General features: G+C 63.1%; 13 protein-coding genes. All 13 read left to right on the forward strand.

The genetic code is table 11. From position 1 onward, the window contains the following. Positions 1-50 precede the first annotated feature (50 nt). Positions 51-1,535 carry an aldehyde dehydrogenase family protein gene (locus ACQCSY_RS06050; RefSeq protein WP_427134027.1) on the forward strand — a complete coding sequence of 495 codons (1,485 nt, stop codon included), beginning with the start codon at positions 51-53 and terminating at the stop codon, positions 1,533-1,535. Positions 1,536-1,675: 140 nt separating this feature from the next. Beyond that, complete coding sequence (locus ACQCSY_RS06055) at positions 1,676-3,796, forward strand: hydantoinase/oxoprolinase family protein (RefSeq protein ID WP_427134029.1); 2,121 nt, start codon at positions 1,676-1,678, stop codon at positions 3,794-3,796. Between the two features lie 2 nt (positions 3,797-3,798). Then, entirely contained in the window at positions 3,799-5,796 is a 1,998-nt protein-coding gene (locus ACQCSY_RS06060) for a hydantoinase B/oxoprolinase family protein (protein WP_427134030.1), read from the forward strand. Further along, positions 5,793-6,074 (forward strand): hypothetical protein, encoded by a 282-nt coding sequence (locus ACQCSY_RS06065; RefSeq protein ID WP_426977915.1) that lies wholly within the window; start codon positions 5,793-5,795, stop codon positions 6,072-6,074. Before ACQCSY_RS06060 ends, ACQCSY_RS06065 begins: the two co-directional genes overlap by 4 nt. Continuing rightward, on the forward strand, positions 6,071-6,841 hold the full coding sequence (locus tag ACQCSY_RS06070) for an SDR family NAD(P)-dependent oxidoreductase (RefSeq protein ID WP_427134032.1): 771 nt from the start codon (positions 6,071-6,073) through the stop codon (positions 6,839-6,841). Before ACQCSY_RS06065 ends, ACQCSY_RS06070 begins: the two co-directional genes overlap by 4 nt. Before the next feature lie 110 nt (positions 6,842-6,951). After that, positions 6,952-8,229 (forward strand): MFS transporter, encoded by a 1,278-nt coding sequence (locus tag ACQCSY_RS06075; RefSeq protein ID WP_427134034.1) that lies wholly within the window; start codon positions 6,952-6,954, stop codon positions 8,227-8,229. A 776-nt stretch (positions 8,230-9,005) separates the two neighbouring features. Further along, complete coding sequence (locus tag ACQCSY_RS06080) at positions 9,006-10,091, forward strand: IS110 family transposase (RefSeq protein WP_427134036.1); 1,086 nt, start codon at positions 9,006-9,008, stop codon at positions 10,089-10,091. A gap of 180 nt (positions 10,092-10,271) precedes the next feature. Further along, positions 10,272-10,964 (forward strand): histidine phosphatase family protein, encoded by a 693-nt coding sequence (locus ACQCSY_RS06085; protein WP_427134038.1) that lies wholly within the window; start codon positions 10,272-10,274, stop codon positions 10,962-10,964. Positions 10,965-10,988: 24 nt separating this feature from the next. Continuing rightward, on the forward strand, positions 10,989-11,543 hold the full coding sequence (locus ACQCSY_RS06090) for a DUF3090 domain-containing protein (RefSeq protein WP_427134039.1): 555 nt from the start codon (positions 10,989-10,991) through the stop codon (positions 11,541-11,543). Beyond that, entirely contained in the window at positions 11,543-12,310 is a 768-nt protein-coding gene (locus tag ACQCSY_RS06095) for an SCO1664 family protein (protein WP_427134040.1), read from the forward strand. The genes ACQCSY_RS06090 and ACQCSY_RS06095 overlap by 1 nt, the downstream gene beginning before the upstream one ends. A 263-nt stretch (positions 12,311-12,573) precedes the next feature. Further along, entirely contained in the window at positions 12,574-13,044 is a 471-nt protein-coding gene (locus tag ACQCSY_RS06100) for a type II toxin-antitoxin system Phd/YefM family antitoxin (RefSeq protein ID WP_427129132.1), read from the forward strand. Further along, the gene (locus ACQCSY_RS06105; protein ID WP_427134042.1) at positions 13,041-13,379 is read left to right on the forward strand and encodes a hypothetical protein; all 339 of its coding nucleotides are present in this window, start codon (positions 13,041-13,043) and stop codon (positions 13,377-13,379) included. The genes ACQCSY_RS06100 and ACQCSY_RS06105 overlap by 4 nt, the downstream gene beginning before the upstream one ends. Before the next feature lie 89 nt (positions 13,380-13,468). Then, positions 13,469-13,996, forward strand: a complete 528-nt coding sequence (locus ACQCSY_RS06110; protein ID WP_427134044.1) for a DUF427 domain-containing protein — start codon at positions 13,469-13,471, stop codon at positions 13,994-13,996. Positions 13,997-14,018: the final 22 nt, after the last annotated feature.

Genomic DNA, 14,018 nt, shown 5'->3' on the forward strand with positions numbered 1-14,018 from the left:
CTGCCGACGAAGGCCACCGTGGAGGGAAATAATTTGGAAAGGCTCCATCAATGATGATGACCACACACACAGACGAATTGATACCGTCCAAGGTTGAGGCCGTGCTCAACCGCCAATTCCGGCTTCTGGTCGGCGGCCGGCTGGTTCCAGCCCTGTCCGGCGCCTCCTATGAGGTTCTGAGCCCGGTGACCGAAACTGTAATCGCGCAGGTTCCGGACGCCGGAACTGATGACGTGGAAGCGGCTGTCACTGCCGCAGAAGCGGCGAGAAAGGCCTGGCGCAGGACAATACCGGCCGATCGCGCGGCCATGGTGCAGCGCCTTGCCGACGCCATCGAGGCACATGCGGAAGAACTTGCTCTCCTGGACGCGATAGATGCGGGTTCTCCCATCAACAATGCCCGCAACGACGTTGCCATGGCGGTAGCTAACCTGCGGATGTTCGCATCGTTTGCCCTGGAGATGAAGGGGACGACCATTCCTGCCAGCAACAACATCCATATGACCCTCCGGGAGCCCATCGGGATCGTGGCACGCATCGTGCCCTTCAATCACCCGCTGATGTTTGCCTGCAAGATTGCTGCACCGCTCGTCGCGGGAAACTGTGTGATCCTCAAAGCCCCCGATGTAGCACCACTGTCTTCCCTGCGCCTGGGAGAACTCGCTGCTGACGTATTTCCCGAGGGCGTCCTGTCCATTCTGGTCGGCAAGGGCCCCGAGGTCCCGCGTGCGATCGTACGGCATCCGAAGGTGCGCCGGATCGGTTTTATCGGCAGCGAGTCCACGGGCCGGGCGATCCAGCGCGACGCCGCAGAGGCGGGCGTCAAGGAGGTCACACTCGAACTCGGCGGAAAGAACGCCATGCTGGTCTTCCCCGACGCCGATCTGGACAAGGCCGCTGCCGGCGCCGTCGCCGGAATGAACTTCACCTGGTCAGGGCAATCCTGCGGGTCAAATTCCCGGCTCCTCCTGCACGAGAGCGTGGCCGATGAGGTGACCGCCAAGGTGGTCAGGATCGTCAACGCGCTCACGATCGGCAACCCGCTGGACGAAACATGCGACCAAGGCACGATGATTTCCCGCGCCCAGTACCAAAAAGCACTCGACTACATCGACATCGCAAAGTCCGAGGGCGCGACCGTACTGACGGGCGGGGGCCGGCCAGACGGGTTCGAACGGGGCTTCTATGTCTCCCCCACCGTTCTCGCTGACGTGGGCCCGGAAACCCGGATAGCCCGCGAAGAAGTCTTCGGCCCGGTGCTGTCCATCATGACTTTCCGCACCGAGGAAGAAGCCATTGCAATCGCCAACAGCGTTGAATATGGCCTGACGGCCAGCGTCTGGACCGAAAATATCACCCGCGCGCACCGCGTCATAGGTGAACTGGAAGCGGGATTCACTTGGATCAACGGATCCTCCCGCCACTTCCCGAATGTCCCCTACGGCGGGTACAAGGCTTCTGGAATCGGCCGCGAAGAAAGCATCGAAGAACTACTGAGCTACACCGAGCTCAAGACCGTAAACATCATGCTGTAACCCTGCACCAGCCCCATACCAACCGGCGGACCCCGCCTGCAGGCAGGCGTCAGCGGCGCCAGCACCAGTACAGCTACACCTGATCACCCTTCGCCGTGACTGAGTTCACGGCATTCATCTATCGTTTCGGGAGAACTCACATGACATATGTCATCGGCATCGACACCGGCGGAACCTTCACCGACGCTTTTGTCGCCGACCACCAGGACAGGATCGCGGCAGCCAAGACGCCTTCAACACCACCGGATTTCGCTCAGGGGTTCCTCAACTCCATCGACGATCTTGCGGTGGAACTGGATTTGACGACGTCCCAGCTCCTTGGCGACACCGACTACATCGTGCACGGGACGACCTCGACGCTGAACGCGCTCGTGACCGGAGACGTCGCCAAGGTCGGATTCCTGACCACCCAAGGTCACGGCGACTCGATTTCGATCATGAACCTGGAGGGACGGTACGCGGGACTCGGTACCGACGAGGTCCAGGACATGGCGCGAACGGCCAAGCCGGCACCACTTGTTCCCTCCGAGCAGATCCATGAGATCAACGAACGGATTGACTACAAAGGCGAGGTGCTCGTTCCCCTGGACGAGGCCGGAGTCCGCACAGCTGTCCGTCAGATGCTCTCCGACGGTGTCGAAGCCATTGCCGTCTCCCTGCTCTGGTCCTTCCGCAACCCCGCGCACGAACTGCGGATCCGCGAAATCGTCCACGAGGAACAGCCCGACATGTACGTTGCGCTCTCCAGCGAGGTCAGCCCCCGGATCCGCGAGTACGCCCGCAGCGCGACCACCATCATGAACACCCAAGTCGGTCCAAGGCTGGGCGCCTACCTGCGCCCCCTCGAACAAGAACTGAAAAACCGCGGGTTCGCAGGCTCCCTGCTCGTCATGCAGGGATCCGGCGGCTGCGTGTCCTCGCACGAGGCACCCAAACACGCCGTATCCACGATCGGCTCGGTCCTCACCGGCGGCATCGTCGGCTGTACCCGTATGGCTACAGCCCTGGGACACCGGAACGTCATCTCCACCGACATGGGCGGCACCACGTTCCTGGTCGGGCTCGTTACGGACGGCAAGCCCGTCTCGACAACCAGCACCGTCCTGAACCAGTACACCATCAGCACCCCCATGGTGGACGTGCACACGATCGGTGCAGGCGGCGGGGCGATTGCCTGGGTCGACGCCGGCGGCAACCTCCGCGTCGGGCCCCGCAGCGCCGGCGCACGGCCCGGACCGGCCTGCTACGGCGAAGGCGGATTCGAACCGACCGTCACGGATGCGGACGTGGTGCTCGGCATCGTCAACCCGAACAACTTCCTCGGCGGCCGTAAGAAGCTGGACAGGGAGCTCTCGGCCGAGGCCATCCGGAAGCACATCGCGGAGCCGCTGGGCCTGTCGGTGACCGACGCGGCCCAGGCCATCTATGCCATTCAAAATGCCCAGACCGCAGACCTCGTCCGCAAGGTCGTGGTCAACTCCGGTCAGGATCCCCGAGACTTCGTCCTGTACTCCTTTGGTGGAGCGGGACCGGTCCATGCCGCCAGCTACTCGGCAGACCTTGGCGTCAAGGAAGTCGTGGTTCCCCTGGGCTCGACCGCGGCGGTGTTCTCCGCCTACGGCCTCGCCGCGTCGGACATCGTTCTGACCATTGAACGCTCGCAGCCGCACAATTTCCCGCCGGATGTCGACCTCGTCAACGAAACGTTCGCCGGGCTCGAGGAGGAGCTCCGCTTACGCCTGATCGACCAGGGGCTGGAATTCTCCGAAATCCACTACGAACGAGAGGCCGACATCCGATACACGATGCAGATGGCCGAGGTCTCAACGCCCGTCCCCTCCGGGACCCTTGACGCAGGCCAGATCGGAGCGGTCGGGGAACGGTTCGAACAGCTCTACGAAAACATCTACGGAAAGGGCTCCGGCTTCCGCGACGCCGGACTGCAGGTCATCACCTACCGGGTCCGGGCCGTCGGCTCACTGCACATCCGGCCGGAACTTCCCGAACATCCGGTCCTGAACACTCCGCCGGCGCCAACAGGGACACGGGACGTTTTCCTGGACATCGTCAACGGCCTCGAACCGGCCGCCATCTACGACTACCGCGATCTGGGCGCGAGCCACGAAATCTCCGGACCGGCCGTCGTGGAAGCACCGACCACCACGGTTGCCCTGCCCCGAGGCACGACCGCAACCGTCGACCGTCTGGGCAATCTCGTCATCCGCTACACCACCGCTTCAACAACTGACAAGGAGAACTGATCATGCCTATCGTTCCCATTTCCGGGTCTGAAAAGTTCGCACTTCAGCCCGCCCCGCTCCGCGCCGATCAGCGCAGCATCGGCTCACTTCCCCTCCACATCGTCGACGACGCGACCGTGGACGGCCTGGATCCCCTCACCTACGAAGTCGTACGCCACCGCCTGGCAGCCATCACCGAGGAGATGGGCGATGCGATCAAGCGAATGAGCGGATCGGTCGTCGTGACCGACTGCAACGACTTCGGTGCCGCCATCATGGACGAGGCCGGAGACACCGTCCAGGTCGGCCTGTACAATATGCAGCTGGCAGCCTCACTGGACATGGCAGCGAAGTGGACGCTGGAGAACCGCAGCGCCAACCCGGGCATCAACCCCGGCGACATGTTCCTGTGCAACGATCCCTGGGTCGGCGGCGGTCTGCACCAGAACGACGTCACGGTCCTCGCACCCCTCTTCCACGACGGCGAACTCTTCGGCTGGACCGGCGCAGTGGCGCACCAGGTCGACCTCGGCGGCGTCTCTCCCGGCAGCTGGTCGGTCGACGGCATGGATGTGTTCTGGGAGTCGCTGCCCACACCGCCGGTCAAGATCGTCGAAAACGGAGCCGTCCGCGCCGATGTCGAAGACGTCTACCTGCGCCGCTCCCGCGTCCCCAAACTCGTGGCATTGGATCTGCGCGCCAAGATCGGGGCCAACAACGTCGCACACGACCGGCTGACCGCGCTCATCAACAAATACGGGCCCGACACCGTCAAAGCCGTCATGAAACGCATGATGAATGATGCCGAGTCAAGACTCCGCGCCAAACTCCTGGATCTCCCGGACGGCACCTGGGGCGCCGTGGCCCACCAGGACGGCGGGCGAGCCGGAGACCGGAACGTCTACAAGATCGTCCTGAACATGACCAAGACGGGTGACCGGCTGATTTTCGACTTCACCGGCACCGATCCGCAGGTAGAGGGCATCATCAACTGCACGCTGGCCGGCCTGCGCGGAGGGATCATGCCGGTCATGCTGACCATGCTCTGCCCGGACATCCCTTGGGCACCCGGCGGGATCTATCGCACCATCGAGATCATCAGCGAACCCGGCACCATCAACAACTGCACCTTCCCCGCGGGAATCGGAAAGGGTTCGGTCGCCTCCGCCTGGTCGACTCAAAACGCAGTCTCCGAAACCATCGCCGGCATGCTCTCCACGCACCCGCAGCATTCCGAACACCTGATGAGCGTGTGCTGCGGATCCTGGGACCTGACCGTTCTCGCCGGCGTCGACCAACGCGGCGGCGGCTTCGTCACCATGCTCTGCGACGCGATGGCCGGAGGTCTGGGCGCCAAGGTCGACGGCGACGGCGTCGACACCGGCGGCGTGAACTGCATCCCCATGGGCAGAGTCGCGGACGTCGAAATCAACGAGTTCAGCTTCCCGATTCTGTACCTCTGGCGCCGCGAAGAAGAAGACTCCGGCGGACCAGGCAAATACCGCGGCGGTGTAGGTGGCTCAAGCTGCTTCATCCCCCATGACTCACCAGTCGGAGCGGTCCATATGGTTGTATCAGCCCCCGGCAAGGCGGTGCCCCAGGCGCCGGGCCTGGCCGGCGGATACCCCGCGGCCACCCAGTACGACGTTCTCGTGCGTGGATCCCATGTCCTGGAACAACTCAAAGCCGGAGAAATGCCCTCATCCCTGGAAGACCTTGGAGGTGAAGCCCACACGGTGCCGCCGCACCTGGAGACCGATCTGGGCGTCCGGGACGTGTACTACACACACTGGCAGGGCGGCGGCGGCCTCGGCGACCCGCTACTGCGCGAACCGGAGAATGTGGCAGCCGACGTGCTCAAGGGCAAGGTCTCACAACGGGCCGCCATCGGAGTCTACGGCGTGGCCGTCGACGAAACCGGCACCGTTGACTTTGACGCCACCACCCGCCAACGGCAAACACTTCGGCTCGAACGCGCCGGCTTGTCCCACCACGAAGCAAAGACTGGAGCACCGGCATGAACATCGATACGAACCTGGAAGTGACCGACGCAGGCACCGTCGGATGCCGCCACTGCGGGGCCACGGTCGGCGACTCGGTCCAAGCACCCATGACCCGCGCAATCCGGAATGAACGCCCCTCCAGCGCCGCCGGCCCTGGCGTGAAGGCGGACCCGGCACTCTTCACCGACCGACCGATCGTCATCAGGCAGAGCTTCTGCCCCGGCTGCCTCGTGTGCCTCTCCACCGAGATTGCCCCCGCAGACGAAAAAACATACAGGGAATGGATGCTTTCATGAGCTACACAGATTTGGCCAGCAAGGTCATCGTCGTAACCGGCGCGGCACAAGGCATCGGCCTGGCCTACGCGCGCCGGCTAGTGGACGAAGGCGCAACGGTCGTCCTCGCCGACCGTGCGACGGACAGCGTAGAAAAGGCAGCAGCGGCCCTCAACGAGAACGGCAACCAAGGAAAAGCCATCGCCCACGCAATCGACGTCGCCTCAGCCAACAGCTGCGCTGAACTTGCCGAGTCGCTGACCAAGGAATTCGGCCGCGTCGACGGCCTCGTCAACAACGCCGCCATCTTCTCGACCATCACCATGAAGCCGTTCTGGGAAATATCCACAGACGAATGGGACCGGCTCATGGAGGTCAACCTCAAGGGGCCCTGGCTGCTGACCACTGCACTCCTGCCGCTGCTGCGTGCCTCAGCCGGGGCGAGCATCATCAACATCGGATCCGATGCCGTCGCGATGGGACGACAGGGCTATCTGCACTACGTCGCAAGCAAAGGCGGGGTAGCAGGCATGACCTTCTCCATGTCCCATGAGCTGGGCGAATTCGGCATCAGGGTCAATACCCTGTCACCGGGGCCGGTCTACACAGAAGTATCACGGGACACCGTCTCCGCGCCCCAGAAAGAGGCAATGATGGCTCGCCAGGCTCTGCACCGCACAGCCGGTCCCGACGACATGACCAGCCTTGCCGCTTTCCTCCTCTCTGATGAGAGCAGCTACATCACGGGCCAGACCATCTCCGTCAACGGAGGACTGGTCCACCGCTAGGCCGTGGCAACCTGCGAATGCAGGTCAATCCCGCTACAGCGTCATCCCGCCATCAGCCGCGCCCTGATTCAGAACGGGCATCGCCCCCATCACAAGTCTGAAGTCCAGTGATGAAGGGCCCTCCAGAAGGAAGCAATACCGTGTTATTTCAAGCCCCAAGCCGAGAAACTCAAAGATCCCGGTCCAGCACGGCTGTCATCGCCGCCTGCGCCCTTGTCGTCATCCTCGAAGGCTACGATCAGTCGGTGTACGGTTCAGTGCTGCCCGTTCTTCTGCGCGATCCGGGATGGGATCTGTCGCCCCAGAATGCCGGCTACGTAGGCGGTGCTGCCTTCGTAGGAATGTTGCTGGGTGCCTTGGGCGCCAGCGGTCTAACCATGAAGTACTCACGCCGTGCAGTTGTCGTCGGGTGCTTGCTCCTGTTCGGCGTCTTCGGCTCCCTCTGCGCCTTTGTGGACAATGCAGCAATGCTGGCGCTACTGCGGATTTTCATGGGTATTGGTCTCGGCGGCGTCCTCCCGGTCTGCACGACCCTGACTTTGAGCGTTGCCCCCGTTAAGCGGCGGACGCTCACCTACGCGGCCATGTTCACAGCTGTTCCCCTTGGCGGCATGCTCGCTGCCCTGCTCTCAAAATCGCTCATCCCGATCATCGGTGCCGAGATGATGTTCCTGGTACCGGCGCCGTTGGTTGTCCTGGCCATCATTGTGTCCTGGCTGGTCCTACCCGACACGAAGGCGGCGACGGTACCCCAGGAACAACTAGCCGCGAGGTCTTCAGGCTTGTATGGACGCCGCCGGCGCATGACCGTCCTGTTCATCACCGCGACGCTTCTGGGCCTGCTGCTGTGGTATGGGCTGGGTACGTGGCTACCGGAAATCATGCGCAGCAGCGGGTTTGACCTTGGATCGTCTCTGACATTCCAGGTGACGATGTTCGCCGGCGCGGCCATCGGGTCGCTTCTTTTCGCCCTGATAGCCGACCGGATGGACGGACGTAAAGCCGTCTTGGGGATTTACGCGGTGGGAGCCGTTGTCCTAGCCGTAATGCTGACCTCTCCCTCGCAGCCCGTCCTACTCGCGCTTACGTTCCTGGCCGGTGGCGTTGCCCAGGGCGGACTCATCGCCATCAACACAACGGTGGACCAGACCTACCCGCTCTGGCTCCGCGCGAGGGCGCTGGGCGCCACGCTGGGATGGGGAAGAATCGGGGCAATCGTTGGCCCCGTAATCATCGGCTACATCGTCGGAGGAAGCGCGGTCTGGAGCTTCCTGCTGTTTGCTGCCTGTTCATTGTTCGCCGGAATCTTCACCTACACCGCCAAGACAACCGAACAGGATGATTCCCGGAATTACGCGGAACCGGCGCTGGCCTCCTCGACGCACTAAGGCGTCGTTGGTTGCGGCCTAATACCGTTGTGATGCTGGCCTGATATCAAATTGATAGTACTGACTCCTTGCACTCCCTAACGGCACAGCCCCCGCGGTATAGCCCTGCATAGCTTTTGGCTATGCAGGGCTTCCGTGTGCCGGGAGATGATTCAGCGCCCGTACTCGGCTTGTTGGCGGCGCTGTTCGGGTGTCCGCTGCTGGGCGGCTGTAGCCGTGGCAGCTGAGGCGACCGGCTTTTGCGGGAAGGATGCATTCATCAGCCGTTGCATCTTTTCCATTCGGGGGTCGGTCTGGGCTGCGGGTTCGGCCTGTGGCTGTTCCTCTGGTTTTGCCGCGTCGGCCATGAGCTGGTCGATGCGCGCTGAGTCCGTCTGGGCAGTTTTGAGTGCGTCGGCGTGTTTGAAGGGTTCCGCGAGGGCTTTGTCTGCCTGGTCGAACCTACGACAAGGAAGCCTACAAACGACGCAACGTTGTCGAATGCAACTTCAACACCTTGAAGCAATGGAGGTCCCTGGCCACCCGCTACGACTGTGAGGATGGTTTAACACCGTTCCGGGAGGCGGTCTGACTCGCGCTACGACTGGCTTCGTGCCTTGAGTTTGATCAGTCGACCGGCACCCGGAACGGCCGTTCGTGCTGTCACTGGCTGTGAGGATGTGTCCCAATAGGGGCTTTCGCACCAGGCACCATCACAGTCTTGACCATCTCTCAACCAGCGACGGCCATCGTTTCCAAGAGATAGGGCGACCATGTCTTCCAGCATCGTTCAACCCGTGGCTTTGCACCCAACTTCACACGCGGCCGAGGACATCCTTATGGGTGTCGACACCCATAAGGACGTTCACGTCGCCGCAGTGATCACCATGATCGGAGGTCTCATCGACACCCGCAGTTTCCCTGCGGCGACGGATGGCTACGTGCTGATGCTGGCCTGGGCACGATCATTCGGGACCCTGCGGAGGGCTGGGGTCGAATGCACAGGATCCTACGGGGCCGGTCTCTCCCGCCATCTCCAGTCTCACGGCGTCGAGGTCATTGAGGTCAACCAACCGGACAAGGCCGCGCGTCGACGCCACGGCAAAAGCGACATGGTCGACGCGGAAGCTGCAGCCCGGGCCGTGTTGTCGGGGCGGGCGACCTCGGCGGCCAAAACGGGAGACGGGGCTGTGGAGATGCTGCGGTTATTCAAGATGGCGAAGAACTCAGCGATCAAGTCCCGCTCTCAAGCGATCAATCAGCTCAAAGCCGTCATTGTTACCGCGGACGGAGCCTTGCGCGAGTCGCTTGCCGGGTTGAGTAACACCCAGCTGATCCGACGCTGCGCGCGCCTGACTGAGACCAAGCATCCGGGACCAGCCGGCGCTGCCCGCCACACACTTCGCCTACTCGCCCGTCGAATCCAGAATCTCAGCACGGAGATTGACGATCTGAACAAACATATCGCGGCCGCAGTCGAGGAATGTGCACCAGGGATCCTCGACGTTCAGGGAGTCGGCCCGGACAGCGCCGCCGCGCTCCTCATCGCCGGCGGCGACAACCCCGAGCGCCTCGCCAACGAAGCCTCCTACGCCGCACTGTGTGGGACCAGCCCCGTCGAGGCGTCCTCCGGCCAAACCCAGCGACGGCGCCTGAACAGAGGAGGCGACCGACAAGCGAACGCGGCCCTATACCGGATCGTCCTAAGCCGGCTGAGGTGGGACCCGCGGACAAAGGAATACCTGCAGACACGTCTCAGCCTGAGGAAAACACGGCGCGAGGTCATCCGGTGTCTCAAACGCTACGTCGCCCGCGAGCTCTTCGACTTCATCCGGGTCACCAGGCCGGTAGCCACCCGCGGGGAGCAGCAAGTCACCCCTTGACATCCATAGGGGCATCAAGCTCGCCCTGACCTACCGCGCAGCCGTGGTGCTGCAGGCCGTTGTCATCTGGAGCGCGGCAATTGCGGCATTAGGAGACGCGCCCTAGGCGCCGTCCGTATGTCGCGGCATCAAACCCGGTACGGTTCACACCGCCATCGAGCCGGTGGTTAGGCTGGGTGGATGGCGACAGTTATTCTCGTGCGGCACGGCCGCACCACAGCCAATGCCACTGGACTGCTGGCCGGTCGGGCCGCCGGCGTCAGCCTGGACCAGATCGGGCGCGACCAGGCGGCTCTGACCGGAGACCGGCTCGCAGCCGTGCCCGTAGTCGGGGTGGTGTCGAGCCCTCTTGAGCGTTGTCAGCAGACCGCCCAGCTCATCCTCGATCGCCAGGCTGGCACCCCGTACGCGCGGGTCGATCTCGATCTCACCGAGTGCGATTACGGCCAGTGGCAGGGCCGCACGCTCAGTGATCTCGCGACCGAGGATTTGTGGTCGGTTGTGCAGTCGCAACCGTCCGCCGTCATCTTTCCCGGCGGTGAATCCATGGCCGCGATGCAGGCTCGGTCGGTGGCAGCGATTCGACGCCACGATGCAGCCTTCGAAGCCGAGTACGGGCCAGGGGCCGTGTGGGTGGCGGTGAGTCACGGTGACATCATCAAGTCAATCCTCGCCGACGCGCTCGGCATGCACCTTGACCTGTTCCAGCGTATTAACGTGGGCCCCGCCTCCGTATCGATCGTGCGCTACGGCGCTAGTCGGCCGGGCGTCTATGCGACCAACACCGACGCGGGGGATCTGTCGTGGCTGTCGAACGGCATCCACTCCGGCGATGCGCCGGTGGGCGGCGGTGCAGGGCAAAAGGCGTCATGAACCTCATGTGCCTAAAATACTGACATGCCTACACGTGTTCACGAGTTTGCCTGGCCTGATCGGGTCGTCGTTGGCACCATTGGCCTTCCGGGGGCGCGCACGTTCTACCTGCAGGTGCGCGCAGGGACGCAGATCGTGAGTATTGCCCTGGAGAAGCAGCAGTCGGCTCTGCTCGCCGAGAAGATCGACGAAATTCTCGACCAGCTCATCACCGTCGAGGGCAACCCCTTCAGCGTTCCCACGAGTACTCCCATTGAACTTGTCGACAATGACCAGCTCGAGGCCGTTCAGGAGCAGTTTCGGACCGGCGCCATGAGCTTAGGTTGGGACCCAACCACGGCGCAGGTCGTAATAGAGGCCTACCCCATCACCGATGTCGATGCTGATGACAACGACGAATCCCTTGATGAGGACGGCGCTAACGAGCCCGAAATGCTGCTGGTGCGAATGCCGGTCGGCACCGCCCGCGCATTCGCCAAGCGCACCCGTGAGATCGTGGGTGCCGGGCGTCCGATGTGCCCGCTCTGCGGTTACCCCATAGACGCCGACGGGCACATCTGCACCCTTCCCGAGGTCTGATGCCAGCGCCGGACCTAGTGACCGCCGAGCTGACGCTCACCGGCCGCATCACGACGGCTTCAAACGCTACATTCCTGGGCAGCATCGGCGACGTGGTGGTCGTCTATAAGCCGATAGCCGGCGAAAGTCCGCTGTGGGATTTTCCCCACGGCACCCTGGCTCACCGGGAGGTGGCCGCCTACCTGGTCTCGCAGGTCTTCGGCTGGGACGTCGTGCCGCACACCTGGCTGCGCGATGGTCCGATGGGCGAAGGAATGGTGCAGCTCTGGCAGGAGCAAGACCCCGCCCAAAGCGCCGTGAACCTGGTCGCGACGGACCACGTGCCGGAGACGGGCTGGAAACACGTTCTCGAGGGACGAGATGAGAACGGACGGATGGTCGCCCTCGTTCACGAAGACTCGCCAGCGCTCAGACGCATGGCGGTGTTCGACGTGGTCGTCAACAACGCCGACCGCAAAGGCGACCACATTCTTGCCACGCCGGACGGACACCGGCACGGCGTGGACCATGGGCTCACCTTTCACCGTGACCACAAGCTGCGCACGGTGCTGTGGGGATGGCTGGGAGACGCTCTGACCACAGAGGAACGCGACAGCATCGATCGTGTCAGCGAAGGACTGCACGGTGGGCTGGGCCGAAACCTGGCGGACTTGCTCAGCGCCGAAGAAATCGCATCGCTCGCCGAGCGCTGCGCCCGGTTGCGCTTGGCAGGGCGATTTCCGGCTCCGAGCGGTGAGATGTCGGCGGTGCCCTGGCCGCTGTTCTAAGGGAATTACGGCTACGGGCTTCGCAGGCTGTGTCACGTTGATGGCATGGATCTTAGGTAGCGACGGAGCTAATCAGAGCGCGAGCTCGGCTGGCGATTTTCCTAGGAGCCAGGCCCCGGCGGGCAACCCTCTGTTCCGAAGGTTTGGGCGATGGGAGAGACATCAACTGTCACCGGGAATTCGCTGCCCAAACGCCGATAACAGCGCATACGTAAGCACGCCAGCGGATTGCATTTTCTGAACATATTCAGAATAATGGACTCATGAGTACCGTCATGATCAGCCGCACCGCCAGCTCCTCGGACCTGTCCAGGAATCCCGCACAGGTCTTCCGCGCTGCAGACGAGGGTCCTGTAACCATCACCCGTCGTGACGGTGAGCCCCTTATGCTCCTTCGGTCCAAGACAGTTGAGCGGGAACACGAGGCACTCCAGCTGGCCGCGAGCCTGGTCGCCGCATCGCTCGCCCCGGGAGAATCGAGCTTCGCCGACAGGCTCCTGATCCCATTCCCCTGGCTTGGCTTTCTGCCGGCACAGCAGCGCGAGCAGTTCGCATCCGAAATAGTCGACGTCTCCCGGGCCTGTGCGTCCATTTCAAGTTTCGACAGGTTGTTCGTCGTTCTATCCGAGTGGAAGGCAACCGCGGAGGCCGTCGCCTCCGGCTACACCCCGGACACCGAGCTCGACTGGCTGGACGAGTCCGAGGCCGTTGACGACCCCCGAGCAGAGAAGTGAGCCCTAAGAAGGAGACGGTTCCCCGGCCTCTGCGCCGCAGCGAGTACGAAATCGTTTTTGGAACGTCCAATGCCCGCAAAGGGTGGATCGATGTCCTCGCCGTACAGCGCAACACGGTGGTCGCGGCATGGGAACGCCTCACCACCAGCCCTCTCGCGGACGACACCACCTGCCATGGCATGAAGGGTGACCTCGAATTCGTCACCCACAAAGGAATGATCCACCGCCGGCGACAGTACGAGCTCACCAACGGCGCCAGGATCTGGTTTTACGTCGAAGAGCAATCGGTGATCCTGATCGACGTACATACCCACCATCCGAACGCCACCAAGTAAAACCGCTTGAACCTGCCGCCATATGTGCCCACCGAGATCTCCGCCGGCGTTCACGGTCGCATCCCAGCGGAAGATGGCAGCATGAGGACATGACTCCTGCCCACGGCTTTGCCGGTTTCCTCCGGCGACCCCAGCCCATCAAACCCCAGGCCGGTCAAGAATCGGTATGGGACTACCCGCGGCCGCCAAAGGTCGAGCCTCGATCCGAACGGGTCATCGTGCGGCTGGGCGGGCAGGTGATTGCCGACACCACCGATGCAGTGCGCGTCCAGGAGACGAGTCATCCGCCCGTCTACTACCTGCCCTTGGACGCATTCCCTGCCGGTATACTCGTCCCGGTCGAGGGCACCAGCTTCTGCGAGTTCAAGGGAGAAGCGCACTACTTCGACGTCGTTGCCGGCCGAGCCGTCGTTCCCCGCGCCGGGTGGACCTACCCGGAACCCACCCGGGGTTTCGAGGCGCTCAGTACCCGGGTGGCCCTCTACCCGGATCACATGGACTCCTGCGAGGTCAACGGCGAACAGGTGACCTTCCAGGATGGTGACTTCTACGGCGGGTGGATCACCACGCAGATCGTTGGTCCCTTCAAGGGTGGCCCGGGCACGGCCCGGTGGTGAGCACACCGCTCTTGCGCGCCGG

The organism is Pseudarthrobacter sp. S9, from assembly GCF_050156545.1.
GTDB lineage: Bacteria > Actinomycetota > Actinomycetes > Actinomycetales > Micrococcaceae > Arthrobacter.

Coding starts and splice junctions, on each gene's coding strand:
- ACQCSY_RS06050 (WP_427134027.1), top strand. CDS start 51: ATGATGATGACCACACACACAGACGAATTGATACCGTCCAAGGTTGAG.
- ACQCSY_RS06055 (WP_427134029.1), top strand. CDS start 1,676: ATGACATATGTCATCGGCATCGACACCGGCGGAACCTTCACCGACGCT.
- ACQCSY_RS06060 (WP_427134030.1), top strand. CDS start 3,799: ATGCCTATCGTTCCCATTTCCGGGTCTGAAAAGTTCGCACTTCAGCCC.
- ACQCSY_RS06065 (WP_426977915.1), top strand. CDS start 5,793: ATGAACATCGATACGAACCTGGAAGTGACCGACGCAGGCACCGTCGGA.
- ACQCSY_RS06070 (WP_427134032.1), top strand. CDS start 6,071: ATGAGCTACACAGATTTGGCCAGCAAGGTCATCGTCGTAACCGGCGCG.
- ACQCSY_RS06075 (WP_427134034.1), top strand. CDS start 6,952: ATGAAGGGCCCTCCAGAAGGAAGCAATACCGTGTTATTTCAAGCCCCA.
- ACQCSY_RS06085 (WP_427134038.1), top strand. CDS start 10,272: ATGGCGACAGTTATTCTCGTGCGGCACGGCCGCACCACAGCCAATGCC.
- ACQCSY_RS06090 (WP_427134039.1), top strand. CDS start 10,989: ATGCCTACACGTGTTCACGAGTTTGCCTGGCCTGATCGGGTCGTCGTT.
- ACQCSY_RS06095 (WP_427134040.1), top strand. CDS start 11,543: ATGCCAGCGCCGGACCTAGTGACCGCCGAGCTGACGCTCACCGGCCGC.
- ACQCSY_RS06100 (WP_427129132.1), top strand. CDS start 12,574: ATGAGTACCGTCATGATCAGCCGCACCGCCAGCTCCTCGGACCTGTCC.
- ACQCSY_RS06110 (WP_427134044.1), top strand. CDS start 13,469: ATGACTCCTGCCCACGGCTTTGCCGGTTTCCTCCGGCGACCCCAGCCC.